This is a genomic window from Saccharothrix sp. NBAS 001 (assembly GCF_056640475.1).
The window spans coordinates 4,255,527-4,274,332 of the sequence record NZ_CM153251.1; the positions used below are offsets into that span (position 1 = coordinate 4,255,527).

17 protein-coding genes are annotated in these 18,806 nt (G+C 74.6%); 1 reads left to right on the forward strand and 16 read right to left on the reverse strand.

All coding sequences use genetic code 11. The features are described from left to right. Positions 1-27: 27 nt before the first annotated feature. From AC0HI0_RS17675 to AC0HI0_RS17715, 9 genes are read right to left on the reverse strand one after another with little or no spacing between them, the layout of a single operon-like run. Positions 28-1,083, reverse strand: a complete 1,056-nt coding sequence (locus AC0HI0_RS17675; RefSeq protein WP_480933470.1) for an NADase-type glycan-binding domain-containing protein — start codon at positions 1,081-1,083, stop codon at positions 28-30. Further along, complete coding sequence (locus tag AC0HI0_RS17680) at positions 1,080-1,625, reverse strand: phage tail protein (protein WP_480933471.1); 546 nt, start codon at positions 1,623-1,625, stop codon at positions 1,080-1,082. The genes AC0HI0_RS17675 and AC0HI0_RS17680 overlap by 4 nt, the downstream gene beginning before the upstream one ends. Further along, positions 1,622-3,556 carry a putative baseplate assembly protein gene (locus AC0HI0_RS17685; RefSeq protein ID WP_480933472.1) on the reverse strand — a complete coding sequence of 645 codons (1,935 nt, stop codon included), beginning with the start codon at positions 3,554-3,556 and terminating at the stop codon, positions 1,622-1,624. Before AC0HI0_RS17685 ends, AC0HI0_RS17680 begins: the two co-directional genes overlap by 4 nt. Next, on the reverse strand, positions 3,556-3,966 hold the full coding sequence (locus tag AC0HI0_RS17690) for a GPW/gp25 family protein (RefSeq protein WP_480933473.1): 411 nt from the start codon (positions 3,964-3,966) through the stop codon (positions 3,556-3,558). Before AC0HI0_RS17690 ends, AC0HI0_RS17685 begins: the two co-directional genes overlap by 1 nt. Next, a complete protein-coding gene (locus tag AC0HI0_RS17695; protein WP_480933474.1) occupies positions 3,963-4,280 on the reverse strand; it encodes a PAAR domain-containing protein in 318 nt (105 codons plus the stop codon). The genes AC0HI0_RS17690 and AC0HI0_RS17695 overlap by 4 nt, the downstream gene beginning before the upstream one ends. 55 nt (positions 4,281-4,335) lie before the next feature. Next, on the reverse strand, positions 4,336-6,003 hold the full coding sequence (locus AC0HI0_RS17700) for a VgrG-related protein (RefSeq protein WP_480933475.1): 1,668 nt from the start codon (positions 6,001-6,003) through the stop codon (positions 4,336-4,338). After that, the gene (locus tag AC0HI0_RS17705) at positions 6,000-6,761 is read right to left on the reverse strand and encodes a CIS tube protein (protein ID WP_480933476.1); all 762 of its coding nucleotides are present in this window, start codon (positions 6,759-6,761) and stop codon (positions 6,000-6,002) included. The genes AC0HI0_RS17700 and AC0HI0_RS17705 overlap by 4 nt, the downstream gene beginning before the upstream one ends. Positions 6,762-6,779: 18 nt before the next feature. After that, on the reverse strand, positions 6,780-7,205 hold the full coding sequence (locus AC0HI0_RS17710; RefSeq protein WP_480933477.1) for a phage tail protein: 426 nt from the start codon (positions 7,203-7,205) through the stop codon (positions 6,780-6,782). Between the two features lie 58 nt (positions 7,206-7,263). Beyond that, positions 7,264-7,479 carry a hypothetical protein gene (locus AC0HI0_RS17715; RefSeq protein WP_480933478.1) on the reverse strand — a complete coding sequence of 72 codons (216 nt, stop codon included), beginning with the start codon at positions 7,477-7,479 and terminating at the stop codon, positions 7,264-7,266. 64 nt (positions 7,480-7,543) lie between these two features. On the opposite strand from AC0HI0_RS17715, the gene AC0HI0_RS17720 reads away from it, so the two are divergent. Next, positions 7,544-7,789: a hypothetical protein gene (locus AC0HI0_RS17720; RefSeq protein ID WP_480933479.1), complete on the forward strand. Its 246-nt coding sequence runs from the start codon at positions 7,544-7,546 to the stop codon at positions 7,787-7,789. Between the two features lie 2,326 nt (positions 7,790-10,115). On the opposite strand, the gene AC0HI0_RS17725 is transcribed toward AC0HI0_RS17720, so the two are convergent. The 7 genes from AC0HI0_RS17725 to AC0HI0_RS17755 form a co-directional block, all read right to left on the reverse strand. Then, entirely contained in the window at positions 10,116-10,274 is a 159-nt protein-coding gene (locus AC0HI0_RS17725) for a DUF6760 family protein (protein WP_480933480.1), read from the reverse strand. Next, complete coding sequence (locus tag AC0HI0_RS17730; protein ID WP_480933481.1) at positions 10,271-10,732, reverse strand: hypothetical protein; 462 nt, start codon at positions 10,730-10,732, stop codon at positions 10,271-10,273. Before AC0HI0_RS17730 ends, AC0HI0_RS17725 begins: the two co-directional genes overlap by 4 nt. After that, the gene (locus AC0HI0_RS17735; RefSeq protein WP_015102579.1) at positions 10,729-11,169 is read right to left on the reverse strand and encodes a phage tail protein; all 441 of its coding nucleotides are present in this window, start codon (positions 11,167-11,169) and stop codon (positions 10,729-10,731) included. The genes AC0HI0_RS17730 and AC0HI0_RS17735 overlap by 4 nt, the downstream gene beginning before the upstream one ends. A gap of 44 nt (positions 11,170-11,213) precedes the next feature. Continuing rightward, positions 11,214-12,743, reverse strand: coding sequence for a phage tail sheath family protein (locus AC0HI0_RS17740; protein WP_480933482.1), 1,530 nt, complete (start codon positions 12,741-12,743; stop codon positions 11,214-11,216). 145 nt (positions 12,744-12,888) lie between these two features. Next, on the reverse strand, positions 12,889-14,967 hold the full coding sequence (locus tag AC0HI0_RS17745; protein WP_480933483.1) for an ATP-binding protein: 2,079 nt from the start codon (positions 14,965-14,967) through the stop codon (positions 12,889-12,891). Next, complete coding sequence (locus tag AC0HI0_RS17750; protein WP_480933484.1) at positions 14,964-15,665, reverse strand: Pvc16 family protein; 702 nt, start codon at positions 15,663-15,665, stop codon at positions 14,964-14,966. The genes AC0HI0_RS17745 and AC0HI0_RS17750 overlap by 4 nt, the downstream gene beginning before the upstream one ends. Positions 15,666-15,687: 22 nt before the next feature. Beyond that, positions 15,688-18,756 carry a hypothetical protein gene (locus AC0HI0_RS17755; RefSeq protein WP_480933485.1) on the reverse strand — a complete coding sequence of 1,023 codons (3,069 nt, stop codon included), beginning with the start codon at positions 18,754-18,756 and terminating at the stop codon, positions 15,688-15,690. Positions 18,757-18,806 lie beyond the last annotated feature (50 nt).

Here is an 18,806-nt window from a genome sequence, read left to right on the forward strand (position 1 = left end):
GACCAGGGGTGACGGGTCAGGGACCGGTCAAGGGCGGCGGAAGAACTCGACCTCGCCCAGCGCGATGTGCCTGCCCTCGGTGAGGCCGGTGGCGGCGGCCACGGTGAGGCGGACCCGCACCACGTCGCTGATGCCGGTGTCGGTGCGCTGCGGGCCCGGCCGGTCGGCCAGGTTCACCGTGAGCGACTGCGTGCGGCTGTCCTGCGTGGTGACGACCACCTTCAACGCCGACGGCCGCGCCTGCGCGACGAACCCGTCCTCCTCCGCCGACCCGCCCGCGTGCACCACCAAGGACAACAACCGGAACGGGGTGGCGAAGGCGAACTCCACCTCGTCACCGACCGCCGGCGCGCCCCAGTAGCGATTCGACAGACCGTCCGCCGCGGCGGCGGCCGGGTGATCGGCGACCGAAGCGCTCGCGGTGACGCTCGTGGGCGCGACGGGTTCGGGGGTGGCGAGCCGGTCGCGCAGGTCCTCCCACAGCGCGAGGGCCTGCGGGTGGAACAGCCACGCCGCGATGACCAGCGCGACCACCACCAGCAGGGCGGCCAGCCGGCGCAGCCACCGCGAGCGGTCCCCGCGCCAGTGCCACCTGCGGCGGCGGGCGGCGGACCCCGCCGACGCCCCGGGGTGCAGCGGGGTGGCGCAGCGGCGGCAGAACCGCCGCCCCGGCGGGTTGGTGGTGCCGCAAGCCGGGCACGGCGGCCCGTCCACCGCCGCGTCGACGGCCGTCGTCGGCAGCGGGCGCTTCGCGTCGGGCCTGCCCGGCGCGACCGGCCCCAGATACCCCGAGGCCCGATCCCGCACCACACCTCCGGGCGGCGCACCCGGACCCGCGGCCACACCACCGGGCGGCGCGCTGCCGGCCGTGCCACCGGCCGACGCACCACCCGCCGTGCCGTCGACCGGCAGGCCGGCGTGCGCGCTCTCCGGGCCGGCGGGAGGACCCGGCGGCACGGCGGCCGACGGCCCGGCGGCCTCCCGGTCACGCGAACCCCAGCCCAGGTAGTTGCCGCAGTTGCCGCAGAAGTCGTCGGAGTCCCCGACCGGCGCACCGCACTGCGGGCACGACCGGGCCGTCACGGCTCCTCCCCCGGCAGCACCTCCACGGCGCACCGCACGTGCACCGGGCACACGGCGGCCACCAGCGCCTCCACCAGCTCGCGGTCCACCGCCCCGGTCCCGCGCACCCGCACCACGACGACCCGCACCGGCTCGCCGGGCAGCGCGGTGTCCGGCGTGGTCGACCACCGGACCCCCGGACCGTCGAGCACCTCCGCCCGCACGCCCAGCGACACCTCCAGCAGCTCACGCAGACCGACCGCCGTGCCCCGGCGGCGGTGCAGGTCCACGGCGCGGTGCACGACGTCCCGGCGGCGCGCGAGCGGCCACGCCGGGTCCAGGTCCGCCGCCACCCACGACGCCAACCAGGACACGAAGTCCTCCGGCGCGAGCGCCGGGTCCAGGTAGGCCGTCAGGTTGTCCACAGTGGACAGGATCGAGGACAGCACGGAGTCCAGCCCCGAGGTGAACCGCTGGGCGAAGTCGTCGGCGGCGTAGAGGCCGGGCAGCATCCGGCCGATCGGGTGCGTGCTCGGCAGCCCGGGGAGCGCGGCCCGGCTCATCGCGCGCCGACCGCGATCTGGTGCTGGTGCGAGAACACCAGCGCGTTCGGCGCGAGTTCCAGGTCCTCGACCGGCTCGCCGCGCGCCCCGGTGAGCGGGTTGGCCGGGAACAGCCGGACCTCCGCCACCGACGTCACGCCCGCGACCCGTTGCAGCACCGCGAAAACCTCGCCGTACCGCACCGGGTGCCCGAACTCCCAACCGGTGCCGTCCAAGCCGCCGCGCAACGGGTTGAGGTACCGGTAGAGCGCGTCCAGCGCCGCCCGGTGCACCCGGCCGTCCTCCGCCGCGGCGACCAGCCGGGCCACCACCGTGATCCCCTGGTAGCGCGGCGGTTCCACGACCAGGCGCGCACCCAGCAACCGGCGTTCGTCGAGCCGCCGCGCCACCGCCGCCACCACCTCCTCGGACGGCATGAGCTGCTCGAAGCGCAGCCGGTCGCCCTCGTCGGCGACCGCGTCGGGCACGAGCAGCACCCGCGCGCCGCCCGTCTCGCCGGCCACCGGCAGGCAGCGCACCCTGGCCAGCGACGGCACGGCCTGCCGCGCGATCAGCTCGTGGTCCCGGGCGGTCACCGCGCGGTCCCACACCCTCAGCTGGTGGGGAACCCGCACCTTCGCCTCGTCCACCGTCTCGGCGTCCGCGCCGCCGCTCGCGGCCTCCCGGTTCTCCACCTCCGACACGTACGGCTCGGAGCTGCGCAGCACGGAGATCGCGCCGCGCGCCACGTTGCCCGCCCGTCCGCCGCCGGTCCGGTAGCGCGGCACCAGCACCACCGCGCCCTTGGCCGGCACCGCGCCGTAGCGGCGCAGCGACCCGTCCGGCTCCCGCACGGCGGGCGCGAACCGGACCTCCCCGGCGGTCGCGTCCAGCACCACGTGCCGGTCGTCGGGTCCGGACGAGCCGAAGTCCTCCACGACCGACCAGTCGTGCCAGCCCGCGCCGTCCGACACCCGCACGACCACCGGCCGCCCGTCGGTCAGCACCGGGGCGGCGGGCAGCCGGAAGCCCTGGCCGGGCACCCCCGCCGACTCGCCCAGCACGGCGTCGAGTTCGACCTCGGCGTGCTCGACGGTCGTCGTGCCACCGATGGTGAACGCCTCGGCCTCGCGCACGGTCGGCGACTCGCGGTAGAACGGCTGGCCGGGCAGCGGTTCGACCACCCGGCAGCGCAGCCAGCCCGCGCGGTGGCCCGACACGACGGACGCGGTGTGCCCGGAGGGGACGTGCAACACCACCTCGCCCGGCCGGTTGAGCCCGCCGGTGCTGTCCTCGTCGGTGGCGCAGGCGACCCAGCCCCGGCCGTCCCACGCCTCCCACACCAGCGGCGGCTGGCGCGGGTCGACGCCGACGCCCTCGACCTGGCTGTCCAGCCGCAGCACCACGGCGCACCTCGGCACGGCGGCGGAGAGCCCGAACAGGGTGGCGTCGCCGACCTCCGGAGCGGCCTGGAAGCACGGGACGTCCTTGCCCTCGTCCAGGTCACGGGTGCGGTCGGCGTAGTCGCCGCGCGCCGACGTGGTGACCAGGCGCGTCAACGACGACGGCACCACGGGCAGGTCCGCGACGGTGGCGAACACGACCGGCTCGTCCGCGTCGCCGCCGGTCGCGACCTCGGTCCCGGCGGGCAGCAGCACGGTGTCCGGTTGGGGCGCGGACAGCCAGAACGTCACCTCGGCCTTCGCGGCGGTCGGCGGGAACAGCCGCACCCCCAGCAGGTTCAGGAACGCCAGGTAGTTCTTCTCCGGCACCCGGTTGAGCCGGTAGACCAGCTGGTCCACCATGTGCGCGAACGTCTCGATGAGCGTCACGCCGGGGTCGGACACGTTGTGGTCCGTCCACTCCGGACAGCTGTCCTGGACGTACCGCTTGGCCTCGTCGACCAGTTGCTGGAAGCGGCGGTCGTCCAGGTCGGGCGAGGGCAGCGCCATCAGCGCCCACCGCCTTCCTCGGACGGGATCGTGTAGAACGGGAACACCAGGTTGCGCCGGTCGTTGGTGGCGCGGACCGTGTAGCGCACGTCGATGTAGAGCGTGCCGACCTCGACCGAGTCGAACGCCACCACGACGTCGGTCGTCTCGATGCGCGGCTCCCACCGGTCCAGCGCGATGCGCACCTCGCGGGCGACGTCGCCGGCCGTCGCGTGGTCCGCCGACGCGAACACGTGCTCGTGGATGCCGCAGCCGAACTCGGGGCGCATCGGGCGCTCGCCGGGCGCGGTGCCCAGGATCAACCGGATCGCCTGCTGGATCTCCACGTCCCGCTCCACCATCCCGATGCCGCCCGTGGCGCCGACCCGCAGCGGGAAGCCCCATCCCCGGCCGATGAAGTCGGCGCTCACCGCAGACCTCCGATCAGCACGGTCTTCGCGCCGAGCACGACGGTGGCCTGGCAGACCGCGCGGTCCCCGACGACGGCCGCCGGGACACCGCCGATGAACACGCTCGGCGGCGGCGCGGGCCTGGGCAGCAGCACGTTGGACGGCCCCAGCAGCGGGTCGGGCATCTTCGGGCAGGCGTGCACGCTGCCGACCACGGCGGCGGGCACGCCCTCGACGAGCACGGTCAGCACCTTGGCCGCCAACACGGGCGACGCCGGCGGCCCGAGCGTGCCGCCGTGGGAGGTCTTGTCACCGGTCCGGGCTGCGAAAGGCATGTCGGCTCTCCTCGGGTAGTGGGTGGGTCGGGTGGTGGGTGGGGTGCCGGCCGGGTCAGTTGAGCCGGATGATCCGGCCCTTGACCTGGACCACCCCGTTGCGGGCGTCGATCGTGATGCCGGTGCCGTCGACCACCAGCGAGCTGAGCACCCCTCGGCCGCCCGGCCCGCGCACGGCGAGTTCCAGCCGGCCCCGGCTCTCGTCGACCTTCACCTCCAGCCGCCGGTCGCCGCTGGCCAGCCGGACGCCGGAGGCGCGCGGCCCGTCCATCAGCTCCAACCGGTTCCCCTTGCGGGACGACAGCGACCGGCGGTTGACCTTGCCGCTGCGGCGGTCCACCAGCGCCCGGTCGTGCCGCGAGGGCTTGTCCACCCCGTTGTAGAGACCTCCGAGCACATAAGGCCGGTCCAGGCTGCCCTGCTCGAACCCGACCAACACCTCGTCGTTGACGTCCGGGCTCAGCACCCCGCCGCCGCCGACCCCGCCGAACTGGACGGTGCGCACCCAGTCGGTGACGTACTTGTCATCCAGCCACGGGAACTTCAGCCGCACCCAGCCCCGCTGGCCGCCCTCCTCCTTGATGTCGGTGACGATCGCGGTCGCCAGGCCCGGCATCCGGGACGGCGCGGTCCCGCCCGCGACCAGGCCGGCCAGCGAGCGGTCGTGCGAGGCGCTGACCACGACGGTGGTCCGGTAGCCCTGACCCGGTTCCAGGACGTGGGTCACGGCGGTCGCGGTGTACCGGCCGCTGAACGCCTCGCCCGCACCGCCGAGCGCGATGGGCACGCCCGCGCGGAGCTTCGGGTTGCCCTCCGCGACGGCTTCCAGCTCGGCGTAGCCCGAGCTGATCGACGCCTCCAACGAGCGCGCGGCCATCGTCGCCTCCGCTTGCGTGGCGTAGGGGACGTCGGTGACCAGGTTCCGCGCCTTCGTGCGGAACGCCTGGTTCACCTTCATCGCCGACAGGCCGGGAACGGCCGTCTTGCTCGGGGTGTTGTTCCGCACCGCCACCAACGGCTTCTTGCGGGCCACGTCCCAGCCGCGCACCTGCACGCCGTTCGCGAGTTCGGCGCTGCTCAGCGCGGCCCGCAGCACCAGCAGGTTGCCGCCGAACCGGAGCAGGAACGGGCTCTTGCCGTCGGCGGTGGGCCGCGGTGCCCGCGCGGCGGGCTGGAGCTTGGTGAACTCCAGCCGCCCCCGCTCGTCGACCCGGACGACCGCACCGTGCTCGCGGGCCAGCCCCTGCAGGAAGTCCCAGTCGGACACACCCGGCTGGCTCAGGTGCTTGTAGGTGATCCGCGACGTCTCGACCCGACCGACCGCCAGGCCCGCGTTCCGGGCGACCTTCGCGATCACGGCGGACGCCGTCATGTTCCGGAACGCTTCCACCCGACGCCCCCGGAACAGCCGGTGCGCCCGGCTCATCGCCCGGAGCACGGTGAAGCTGCCGGTGCCGTCGACCTCCATCTCCACGGCGGTGATCTCGCCGGTGAACAGCAGTTCGCGCGCGGCGCCGCCGGTCGCCGACACCGAGACCTCCAACGGCGTGCCGATGGTGATCCCGGTCGTGGCCAGCAACGTCCGCTTGTCGTCGCGGTAGGTCAGCACGGCCGTGTCGGGCAGGCCGACGCTCTCGTCCACGACGCAGCTCTCCACCTCCCGGGTCACCGGGGCGTTCGCGACGACGGTCACGCCGGCGGCGAAGGACCGGGCGGCGGTCATCGGTCGGCCTCGCGGCGGTAGGACGTCGTCATCGGGTTCCTCCGGGTCTCCGGGCCGGCATCGTCGATGCCCGGCAGCAGCAGTTCCCCGCCCGGCACCAGCGCCAGCGGGTCGTCGATCCCGTTCGCCTCGGCGATGGCCCGCCACGCGCCGGGGTCGCCGTACTCCCGCCACGCGAGCTGCGGCAGGCTGTCGCCCGCGACCACGCGGTGCGTGCGGCGGGCTTCGTGCGACCCGGAAGTCGGGTTCTGGCCGGGGGTGTCGACCCCCGCCTCCTCGATCGACAGCGAGCACGTCGCGCGCAGCGGACGGCCGTCCACGTCGAACAGCGAGTAGTCGACCGACAGGCTCGACAGCACGCCGTCGAACGACACCGACTTGGCGGTGCCCCACTCGAAGCGGACCCACGGGCTCGCGGGCTTGTTGCTGCCGATGCTCTTCTTCGTCGGCACGCAGGCCACCATCAGCTTCTCCACGCCCGTCTCCACCGAGTTGTCGTGCGTCGCGGTGGCGTCGAGGAAGACCTCCACGCCCAGCGTGCGGGGCCCGCTGCCGACGAACTCGGGCAGCGACGCCTGGCCCGCCCTCCGCGAGGGTTGGCGACGCCACTCGACCGACTTGCGCAGCGCCAGCGTGCGCGGGTTGAACTGGAACGCGACGGTGGCCAGCTTCGCCCCGGGCTTCGCGCCGACGTCGGCCGGCGGTTCCATGATCACCAGGCGGGCCTTGACCAGGCTCGCCCCGGGTTTGCTTGCCACGACGTGACCTCTCTCCGGTCAGGAAGCCTCAAGGCCCTCGTGGGAGAACTCCAGGGTCTCCACCGCGGCCTGCGACCGGCTCGGGTCGAACGACGGCCCCTGCCACCGGATCGGGAGGACGCCGAGCACCTGCCACCGCACGATCGGCGTCAGGTCGGGGGCGAGCGCGACGATCTCGCCGTCCTTGCGCTCGGCCCGCTGGAGCACCTCGCCGAACCACTTGAGCACCTTCGCCGAGTCCGCCGTGACCGGCCGCGTCATGGTGATGTTCGTCCAGGTGATCCGTGACGGGAGCTGCCAGGTGAACCCGTTGTTGCCGCCCTCGGCGTACTGCTCGACCTCGACCTGCGCGCCCAGGCCGTCGCAGGTGTGGAAAGCGCCCAGGTCGTTGCCCGCCACGGACAGTTGGAAGAAGACGCTGCTGGCGAAGACGTCGTCGGTCATCGGTGGTCCCCAAGGTCGAAGGTGTCCGGGGTGGGTGGTCGCCCGCGTGGTCGGTCGGTCAGCGGCGCCGGTCGTGCAGGCGGCCGGCGCGCTCCCGGCCGGCGCGCAGTTCGGCGCGCAGCAGCCTGGCGATCGGTTCGACCAGCTTGCGGGCGAGGCCGTCCGCCTCGGCGGGTTCGAGGTCGTCGACGAACCGCTGTTCGGGGGTTCGCCGGTCCGTGCCGGGTTCGGTGGTGTTCGGGGTGGGGTCGTCGGGGGTGCCCGCGCCCGGCACGGGATCGGTGGCTTCGGTGGGCGGGGCGGTGTCCGGAGGTGTGGCGCCCCGGAGGTGCGGGGACGTGATCGGGGCGGGCGTCGCGCGGTTCCTGGACGAACTCGCCACGGCCGGGACCCTGGCGGACATGTCCCGCTGCACGGTCGGGTTGACGAGGTGGAACCCGGTCGGGCGGCTGCCCCCGGTGGTTCGGGCCGGTACGGCGGCCCGGCTCACCGGCACCACCGGAATGCCCGCCGAAGGTGCCCCCGGCGACCGGACGACCGGCGGGGTCACCGGCATCGCGGCCCTTGGTGTGCCGTGGTTGTGAGGCGGCAGGGGCGTCGGAGGGAGACTCTGCGGGGTCGTCGCCCGGACCGTCTGCGATGTCATCGGCGAGGTCGTCGTTGGTTGGGTCGACGGACGCACAACCGATGGTGCCGGAGCGTTCTTCGGTTGCGCGCGTTGCACTGGAGGGCCGGCTGGGCGTGGCGCGGCACTTGTGCGGGTGGGCGTTGTCCGCTCCGACGTGGCGGCTGTTGGCCGGAGGCGGTCGGACGACCACTGCGGCCGGACCACGGCTCGTCGCGGAGGAACGGCGGGAACGTCCTCGTCCACGCGCAGTTTCGGCGTCAACGGGCGGTTCCACAGCAGCCCTGCGGTTCGCTGGACCGTGGGGAGAACAGCGGAACGCGTGGTCGGAACGGCTCCAGCGCTGCTGTGCGCCACAGGCGTCTCCGTGCTGTGCCATGTCGGCGGCAGGCGGACCACGGGGACCGCTCGTGGTGCGGGTCGGGAGCCCTCGGCCCCGCCGCGCCGGGGCTCGACGGCCTCAACGGTCTCGGCGGTCCCGGCGGACGTCGCGATCCCGGTAGGAGTGGTGGTCTTTCGGCCAGTCGCAACGACTTCCGGTGTCGCGGTGGCGGGGATCGCCGTGATCTCCCGGCCCAGCCCGGTCCGGATTCGGTTCGGTCGCGCAGGTGAAGTGCCGCCGGCAGCTTTGCGCTGTACCGCAGCGGTGTCCGCTTCGGGTTGCGGCACAACGGAAGCGATCTCGGGGATCGACCGTCCGCCCCGAGATGCGGACCTCGGCGACACGACGTTTTGGGGCGGAGTGCTCGGGATCCCGGTGTTCGCCGACACCGCGGTCGCGGGCATCCGTGCCAGCGGCTCACCCAGCAGCGGGGCACCGGAAGGCCGCACAACGGGTGCGTGGCCGTCCACCGTGCTGGTGGTCGCCGACGTTCGCCGGAGGATCGGGGGCGCGTCGCCGTCCCGTGCCCCGGGTGGCACGATCGCGGGCCCGGTGGACGGAAGGCGCTGCACAGCAGGAGCTTTCGCCTCGACATCCGAACCCGGCCTCTTGCTCGTGATCGCACCACCGTTCAGGGGCGGCACGCCGGTCCGCACGACCGGAACCCGGCGGACGGGGAGGTCCGGCCGCACGGCCGTCGTCAACGGCGGTCCGATCGGATCGAGCCGCACCGCCGCCGACACCCCCCCGGCCCCTGCGGGGCGCTCCCCGACAGACCGCGACACCACTGCCGACGCACCGCCCACCACCTCCCGCACCCCGCCCGACACCCGCGCGACGCCCGACCGTGAGACCGGACCGGAGTCGGTCGGCGTCACCTTCCCGGCTGCGGTTCGAACTGCCCGCGCGGCCCCGAAGACCGGCTCACCCCTGAGCCGGTCTTCGGGGCGGCGATCCCGGGCCGCGCCGGACCTTCAGCACGCGCTGAGCCCCCCGCGACCGTGGACCGCAGCACAGGCAGCACAGGCAGCACGGACCCTCGGGAACTCGGCCGCTCCCCGCCCGAAGCCGGTCCGCTGGACGCTCGCCCGGTCGACGCCGGACTGTTCCCGTTCGTCGCCTCGGGCACGACCGACCGCGACACCGTCGGCACGGGACCAGCCGACGCCTTCGCGTTCCCGCCCGGGGTGACCGCGCCCGAGCCGGAGGAGAATCCAGCCGGGCCCGACCCCTTCCCCACCGGACCCGCAGAATCCCTCACCGGGCCAACAGACTCCCGCGCCGGGCCGGCAGACTCTCGCGCCGGGCTGTAGGACTCCCCCGTCAGACCGGCGGACTCCCCTGCCGGACCGGCGGAACCCCCGATCGGGCGGGCGGAACCACCCACCGCTCCGACGGATTTCCGCACCGCCCTCGTCGACTTCCCCACCGGGCGAGCGGACTCCCGGGCGGCCACCGATCGCGACACCGCCGGTGCAGGGCCGCGACCACCGGGACGCGTCCGCGCGACTCGCGCCGCACCGGAGGGTTCCGGCGACTCGTCCGCACCCGGACCGCCCGACCACCACACCACCGGCAACGTCCCCACCGCCCACGGGTAGCCGGGGGTGGCGGCGCGCTGCACGGCCACGCCGTGCAGCACCCCCGCCGGGGCGTCGGAGCTGACGGAGTGGCCCATCCCCGTTCCGAAGGTGTGGTCCTGCCAGGAGGCGAGCCCGTCGCGGAAGCCCAGGCCGTCACCGACCGCCGGCCCGCCCCGGCCGATCACCCCGACCGGCGGCGCAACCGCGCGCCAGCCGCCGTCCCACGCCGGGCGCCCGGACCCCGACGCGGCAGCGCCGGAACCACCGGACCCGCCGGTTCGACCGGACCGGCCGCGAAACCTGTCCCACCAGGACACGGTTCACCTCCCTTCGTTCACCCTCGTGTTGATCCGCGCGATCTGGTCGACCCAGCGCCTGCGCTCCTGGTGCTCCAGGTCGAGGATCTCCTCGCGCGGCCAGTGGAAGTGGTAGGCCACGTACGCGACCTCCTCCAGCAGCCGTTCGGCCGCGTACGTCACGATTCCCCCAGGCGGCCACCGGCGAGGTCCACCTCGAACGCCGTGCCGCACGACGGGCAGGACACACCGGCCCGGGTGTGGCCCTCGCTGTTGACCCGCCGGTAGAAGTCCTGGAGGAACGCGATGTCCGTCGCGTACATCTGCTCCACCACGCCGGGGTGGATCTCGGTGACCGCACCCAGCTCGGTGATCACCTGGCTGAGCAGCACGACGCTCAGGTAGCCGGGGTTCTCCTTGACCCGCAGGTCGATCTGCGGGCGGAGTTCGTCGCGCGCGGTCGCCAGGCGCATCTTGCCGTGCCGGTGCACCACGCCGTCGGCGTCGACGTACCCGCGCGGCAGTTCGAAGTCGAACACGGTGTGCAGCGGCGCGGACGTCGTCACCGAGCCGCGTTCCCGCTTCCCGTTCTGCTCGACCAGTTCGTCGAGCTGGTCCAGGCCGATCGTCCGCCGCCTCATTCGACCGTGATCTCCTCGAACACGAGCGTCACCTTCTCCGTCGCGGCGGTGGACTCGCCGGCCTTGAGCGAGGGGCCCTCCCACTTGCTGGCCCACGCGTTGGTGAGCTGCATGCGCCGGACCGTGTTGCCCTCGGAGTCCTTGACCTCGATGGTGACGTTCTGCCGGGCCGCGCTGACCGCGCCCTTCTCCAGGGTCTCCTTGAGCCACTTGGTGAACTCGGAACTCTGGTCGAGGCCCCGGGTGAGGGTGACCTCGCCGCCCTTCTGCGCGCCGGGCTGCTTGCGGATGAGCGGTTTGCCGGTGGAGGTCACCTGGAAGACGTCGACCACGTCCTCCTCCACGCTCAAACCGCTGATCTCCTGCAGCGACTCGACCATGAAGCCGCCGAGCTGCACGCCGAAGATGTGGGTGGAGAGAGCATCGCCTTCTGCCATGGGTTGGTTCGCCTTTCCGGTTCAGGTGCCCCGAGGGGCGTGGCTCACTCGTCGACCAGGCTGGTGCTGTCGGAGAACTGCGCGAGGCGGAAGACCACGAACTCGGCGGGCTTCACCGGCGCGACGCCGATCTCGCACACCACCTGCCCGAGGTCGATGGACTCCTGCGGGTTGTTCTCCCGGTCGCACTTGACGTAGAACGCCTCGGCGGGCGTCCGCCCGAACAGCGCGCCCTGACGCCACTGCTCGGTGAGGAACGCGGTGATGTTGCGCCGGATGCTGGACCACAGCCGGTCGTCGTTGGGCTCGAACACGACCCACTGGGTCCCGATGAGGATGGACTCCTCCAGGAAGTTGAACAGCCGGCGCACGTTGAGGTAGCGCCAGGCCGGGTCCGAGGACAGCGTGCGGGCGCCCCAGATCCGGATGCCTCGGCCGGGGAACGCGCGCACGCAGTTGACGCCGATCGGGTTGAGCAGGTCCTGCTCGCTCTTGCTCAGCGACGTCTCCAGGTCGACCGCGCCCCGGATCACCTCGTTGGCGGGTGCCTTGTGCACGCCCCGTTCGACGTCGTTGCGCGCCCACACCCCCGCGACGTGACCGGACGGCGGCACCATGATGTTGCGCCCGCCCGCCGGGTCGAACACCTTGATCCACGGGTAGTAGAGGGTGGCGTAGCGGGAGTCGTAGCCCGCTTCGTCCTGCCGCCACCCGCGCACCCGCTGCGCGGACAGGCCGGGCGGGGTGTCCAGCACGGCGACCCGGTCGCCCATCTGCTCGCAGTGCGAGATCATCGACAGCTGCACGGTCTTGACGCCTTCGAGGTCGATCAGGCCGCGCTGGTAGGCGGCCATCAGGTCCGGCGCGGCGACCATGGTGATCTCGTCGATGCTCTCCAGACCGCCGAACCCGGTGCGCGCCTCCGAGTCGCCGAGGTACTCCTGCGCGTCGACCACGGTGGGCAGCGCCGCCGCGCCGTCCGCGCCCGCCGGGGGCAGCGCCACGGTCTGCTTGTCCGGGCGGGCCAGCGCGCCGCTGGGCTGCTCGGTGACCGTGATCAGCTTGGAGCGCTCGGAAACCTGGGTCGCCACGTAGTTCTTGGCGTTCTTGCGGGTGGACGCGTCGTAGGTCTCCGCCACCCGGCCGCCTTGGCGGACCAGCAGCTTGAACCGGTCGTCGGCCGGGTTCTCGCCGTCGGCGTCGGCCACCTCGACGGTGATCTCGCCGTCGACGCCGGGCAGCGCGGCGATCCCCAGCCCGCCCAGCCTCACGGGGTTCGGTCGGGGCGGCTCGGGTTCCGAGCCGGACTGCGGTCCACCCACGCGCACCACGTAGGCCGCACCGCCGCCGTTGGCGAAGTAGCCGTAGACGGCGTGCGGCAGGAAAGCGCCCTCGGTGAAGCCGCCGAAGTTCTGCACGTACTGGTTCCAGTTCGCCACCAGGGTCGCCCGGTGGAAGGGGCCCACCTCGCTGAAGCCGATGAAGGCCGCCACGGCGGTGCCGACGCCCTCGATCGGCCGTGCGCCGGACTGGACCTCCTCCACGTACACGCCCGGTGAGAGGTACTGCGGCATGGTCACTCCCTGTCTGGTGTGCTCGTCCGCTTGTGTGCCAACAGCTTCCCGCGCGCGGGTGGCGCTGCGGGAGGTCCGGCGGCCCCGACCGGGGGCAGTCCCGTGCCCTTTGGGGAAACGCGGTCCACACCGGACCCGCGCGGTGTCATCGGGGTGCGGTGGACCACGGGCCGAATTCGTCGTCCTGCACCAGCCTGCCGAGCTTGCGGTACTCCTGGTGCACCGCGTCGACGACGTCGGCCATCGTCAGCGGGCGGTCGGCGGCGGCGGCCAGGTACGCGGCGGTCACCACGCAGGACCGGATCGACCCCCCGGCCAGTTCGAAGCGCTCGGCGCAGAACGCGAGGTCGAGGTCAGCGCCGCGGGGCACGGCCGCGCCGAGGCACCGGTCCCACAACGCCTCCCGCTGGTGCGCGTCGGGCAACGGGAACTCCGCGATGATGTCGATCCGCCGGGTGAACGCGTCGTCGACGTTGGACCGGAGGTTGGTGGTCAGCACGGCGATCCCGTCGAAGGACTCGACGCGCTGCAACAGGTACGCCGACTCGACGTTGGCGTAGCGGTCCCGCGCGTCCTTGACCTCGGAACGCTTGCCGAACACCGCGTCCGCCTCGTCGAACAGCAGCACGCCGTGCACGCCGGCGGCCTCGGTGAAGATCCGCTCCAGGTTCTTCTCCGTCTCGCCGATGTACTTGTCCACCACCGTCGACAGGTCGACCACGTACAGGTCCATGCCGAGTTCGGAGGCGACGACCTCGGCGGACATCGTCTTGCCGGTGCCGGATTCGCCGGCGAACAGCGCCACCACCCCGTGCCCCCGGCCGCCGCCGGGCCGCATCCGCCACTGCCCGAGCACCCGTTCCCGGTGCCGGGCCCGCAGGACGAGTTCGGCCAGCTGCCGCCGGGTCGGCTCCGGCAGCACCAGGTCGTCCCAGCCGACCGAGGGCGTGACCCGGCGGGCCAGCCGGTCCAGGCCGGCCCCGCTCTGCGCCCGCACACCGGCGCGCAGGTGCTCCACGGCCACCGGGCGGCCGTCCAGCACCGCCAAGCGGGTCGCGACGGACACCGCCCGCTCCACGTCGTCCGCGCCGAGCCGGAAGCCGCCGAGCGACGCCGGCAGCGCGGGCGCGGGCGGCGCGCCGGTCGCCTCGGTGAGGGCGCGGGCCCACAGGGTCGTGCGGTGGTCGGCGTCCAGCGGCGGCACCGGGACCGACACGGCGGGCCGGCCCGCCCAGCGCGGGTCCCAGTGCTGCCTGCCGTGCAGGACGAGCGGCACGTCACCCGCCAGCGCCACCACTTCGCGCAGCAGCCGGACGCGTTCGGGCACCAGCCGTTCGACCGGGCCCACCACGAGGCCCGCGCCGCGCAGCCGCGCTTCCCGCACCACCGCGCCCAGCGCGGGGCCGTCCCGGTCGGCGAGCGCGGCCACGTCGAGCACCGCGGCGGCCCGGCCGGCGGCGGCCAGCGCACCTTCCGCGGCACGGCCGCCGCCGCCATCGGCGTCGTGCAGGTGGACCAGGTCGACGCCGCCGCGCAGCGCCGCGCCGACCCGCCGGGCGAAGCCGTCCTCCGCAATCCCGGCCACGATGCGCACCAGGTCGGCCACGTCGCGGTCGAGCGCGTCGTCGCCGAGCAGGTGGCCGACGACGCGGTCGGGCACGCGCAGGACCCGTGACAGCGCGGGAGATTCCGGCTCCCGCACCTCGACCAGGCCGCCGGCGACGAGCGGGGAACCGGCCGCGAGCCGGAACCGGCCCCCGCCCGCCGGGGGCAGCCCGCACAGGTCCAGCGCCAGGCCGACGGTCGCGCGGCGGCGGGTGACGTCGTCGTTGAGGTAGCCGTAGAGGCGCTCCACCCGGCTGTCGACGTCCGGTGCCATGGCGATCAGCAGGAACTCGACGTCGAGGTGGTCGAGGTGGAAGTCCCGGGCGAGGACGAGCAGCCGGGGTCCGGGCGCGGGCACGGCGGCGGCGATCGCGTCGAGGTGGGGGTCCTCGGCCGGCGGGACCTGCGGCGCGCGCTGCTCCGCCAACGTCCGTCGGACCGCCTCCGGCGTCAAGTAGAGGCCCCGGAACGGGTCGTCCGGCGCCGGGTCGCCCGCCAGCCGGGCCTCCACCGCCAGCCGGACGCGCTGCTCGACCGCCGCCAGCCTGCCCCACAGGTAGACCAGGTCGGCGTCCCCGGCCGGCGCGGCGGCCCGTTCCCCGACCACGTCGGCGGTCATCGGATCGGCTCGCCGCGCCGACGCCGGGCCTGTGGTCGCGGGCGGTCCCTGGGCACCGAGAACCCCTCGCCGTCCGCCGTGGTGGGGCCGTCGTAGCGGAGCCTGCGCGCACCGGGCGGGGTGGGTTGCGCCCGGTCCTCGGTGCGCAGCACCACGCCCTCGGTCACCAGCGGGCCGGTCGGCGTCCACTCGCCCGCCAGCGGGGCGGTGACCTTGAGGGTGATGGCGGGTTTGAGCTCGCCGCCGAGCGCGGACCACACGTCGGGGGCCGCGCGACCCTCCGGTGCCGGCCCGGCGACCTGCATGCCGACCGCCAGGCCCAGTTCCGCCAGCGACCCGGTCAGCCACGGCGGCGCGAGCCGCTCGGCGCGCACCAGGCACGCCAACGCCTCCGACAGCAGCCGGTGCTCGTCCTGCGGCCGGTTGGTCCACGCGGTCACCAGGTACGACAGGTCGAACCAGCGCGCCGGGCCGCGCCACCCCCGCAGCTCGCCGTCGTCGTCGTGCACCTCGGTCTCGCCGCTGCTGCGCCGGGTGAGGTCCTCCCGGATGTCGTACAGGAACACGTTGACGGCGGGCGCGTTGCGCCGTGCCGTCCACTCCGTGGTGGGTGCCTCGAACGCCAGGTCGCCCCGGCTGCCGGGCACCCCGCCGGCGTCGAGCAGCCGGCGGATGCCTTCGTCGACCTCGTGGATCACGGATGCCTCCTCGTCGTCGCGGTCATCTGCGCCCCACCATGTCGGGCGGCCCGATGGTGCCCGCCACGACGAGGAACGGTGTGGTGGCGGCGCGGAACCCCGGGCCGGTCGCGGTGATGGTGCGCGGGCCGGTCGCGTCCTTGGGCAGGATCAGCAGCTGAGCGGTGAACCCGCCGTCGGGCCGGGGGAACGTCGGTGCCGAGGCGGCGGTGATGCCGGGCGACCAGGTGAGCCGGACCGGCGCGCCGGGCGGGAAGTCCAAGCCCCGCACCGAGGTCACGAAGCCGGGTTCGCCGATCGGCGGCACGGCCACGATGCGGGGCAGCAGGACCCGCATCGGCGCGGTGGCGGAGTTGTCGCCCGGGTCCGCGTCCGTGCCGCTGGTCCTGAGCACCCCGCCGACCGAGGTGGCCAGCGGCGCGTCGGGCGCGAAGACGACCTGCACGACCAGCGATCCGCCGGGTGCCAGGTCGGGCAGCGCGCAGCCGGCCGCCGAGCACCCCGGCGGCAGCGCCGACACCGGGACCCCTCGGGGCAGCGCGAAGTCCAGTCGCAGACCGGTCGCCAGCGCGCCGCCGCCGTTGCGGACGGTGTAGCTCGCGGTGGCGCGTCCGCCCACATAGGACGGATCAGGCTGCACGACGACGGCCACACCGGGCCCGGCGGGTGGGGGCGGTGGTGGTGGAGGAGGTGGCGGCGGAGGCGTGGGGGGCGTGGGCGGCACGGTCGTCCGGTCGCGCACCGGGATGTCGGTCCCCGCCGCGTTGTCCGCCGGCCGGACGTCCAGCACGTCGCCCGCCACCGACCACGTCACCCGCCGCCGGCCCGCCACGACGCCCACCAGTTCCACCGAGATCCGGACGGTCGCCCCGGCCTCCAACGAGCCCAGGTCGCAGCGCGGCCCGGAGGCGTCGCAGGAACCCCGGTCCGGGCGCACCACGTCCACCCGCAGTCCCTCGGGCACCGCAGCGGTCAGCACGGTGCCCGGCGACGTCCCGGGACCCCGGTTGGTCACCGTCACCGCCACGGTCGTCGTCGCCCCGGTCTCCACGTCCGGCACGGCGGGCGGCGCCTGCACCGCGAGGTCCACCGACGGCTGCCAGGCGGGCTCCTTCTGCCGGCCGGGCAGGTCGCGGGTGATCCGGTCGAGCCCGCCGGACCCGTCGAGCACCGCCAGTTCCTCCGGTGCGGCGGCGGGACCCGCCCGCCGGGTCGTGAGCACCAGCCGGTCGCCGCCCGGCGCGTAGGCCGCGTCGCGGGGCTGGAACGGCCCGGAGGGCGGCGCGGTCACCGGCGTCGAGCACGGACGCCCGCCCGGCGGGAGGACGACCCGGCACCCGCCGCCCGGCCACGACACCTCGACCAGCCCGTCGAACTCCCGGTTGAACACCAGCGCACCGCTGTCCGGGCGGAACGCCGCGCTGTCGTCGGTCACCTCGCAGTCGAACCCGCACACCGCCGCGGACAGGTCGCGCTGGACGTCCAACGACCCCGCCCGCGCCGTCCAGACGTGGTTGTCGCGCACCTCCTCGCCGTTGGGGCGGTTGAAGACCACGCCCCTGGTGAACGCGAGGGTCGTGCCGTCCGGCGACCACGCGGGCTGGGTGTCCTCCCGCTCGGCGACCTCCGGCGGCGGGTCCAGCCGCCCGACCACCGCCCCGGTCGCCGCGTCCACGACGACCACCCGGCTGGGCCCGCCCGGTCCGGGTCGCAGGCCGCCGGGCGAGCGCCGGGCGAAGGCGAGGAAACGGCCGTCCGGCGACCACGCCGGGTCGAACTCCCAGTCCGCCGGCCGCCGGTCGGCCACCGGCAGCCGGCGCGGGTCGCCACCGTCCGCGTCCACCAACCACAGCCGCTGCGCGCGCACGCCGTCGACGTCCTCGAACCGGGTCACCACGATGCGCCGGCCGTCGGGCGAGTAGGACTGCCGCTGGGTCCACGGGTCGAACCCCGCGCGCGGGCGGAACAGCCTGTTCGGGTCCTCGTCGACGCCGGGGTCCTCGCGCAGCACCTCGACCCCGAGGTCGCGCGGGTCCGCGCCGTCCGGCCGGACGTCCTGGAGGGTGGCGGCGTTGCGGACGGCGGCGGTCGTCCGCGACACCAGCAGCGCCGGCCGCCCGGCCACCGACCACGCCGGCGAGGACACCCGGCGGTCCTCGGCCAGCAGCAGGCCGGGCGCGGCCGGCACCGGCAGCCCGGTCCGGGTGCCGACCTGGTAGACCTTCTCCACGTTCGGGTCGGCCGGGCAGGAGCAGGTCTGGTCGTAGCTGAGGAACAGCAGCCCGTCCCCGTCCGGTTTCCACACCGGCCAGTGGCCGCGCCACCCGGCCTGGTCGCCGCCCAGCACCGGGACGCCGGCCCCCGTGCCGTCGAGCACCCGCAGCCGGGGCACGCCGGCCGTGGTCAGCGTGTAGGCGATCCGGCCGTCCACCGGGTTCCACGCGGGTTCCCCGGCCGCGCCGACGGGTTCGTCGGTGACCCGCACCGCCGCGCCGCCCGCCACCGGCTGCCGGTAGACCTGCTGCCCGCCGTCGCGGTCGGTGGCGAACGCGACCTGTGCGCCGTCGGGCGAGAACGAGGGCCACAACTCGTTCCCGGGGTCGTCGGTGAGCCGCCGGGCACCGACGCCGTCCACCCCGACGACCCACAGGTCGCGCTGCCCGTCCTCGGCCGAGTCGAACACGACCGACCGCAGGTCCGGCGAGAGCTGCGGGTGCCCGGCGTCGCGCCCGGACGTGAGCCGGCGGACCGAGCCGTCCGGCCCGCGCAAGTACACCTGGGGCCGGCGTTCGTCGCGCAGGCTGGTGAACACCACCAAGCCGCCGCGCGCCGAGACGTGGTCGTCGAAGTGCGCCGGGCCGCCTGTCACCGGCACGCTCGTCGCCGGCTGGTCGGGCAGCGGGTCGTCCACCACGCCGATCGAGCGGTGCGCGGTGCCGGCGAACGCGATGCGCCCACCGTCCGATTCGGCCTGCTGCGCCCGCGCCGGGGCCGGCGCGGCGCGCAGCACGACCACGACCCCGCACAGCGCGACCACGGCCGTGACAGCGGCGACAGCTCGGTTCCTCGCCCTGCTGGACAACGACAACACCTCCGGTTGCGGGCCTCGCGGACATCCTCGCCACGCCCGGCGACGCGGCG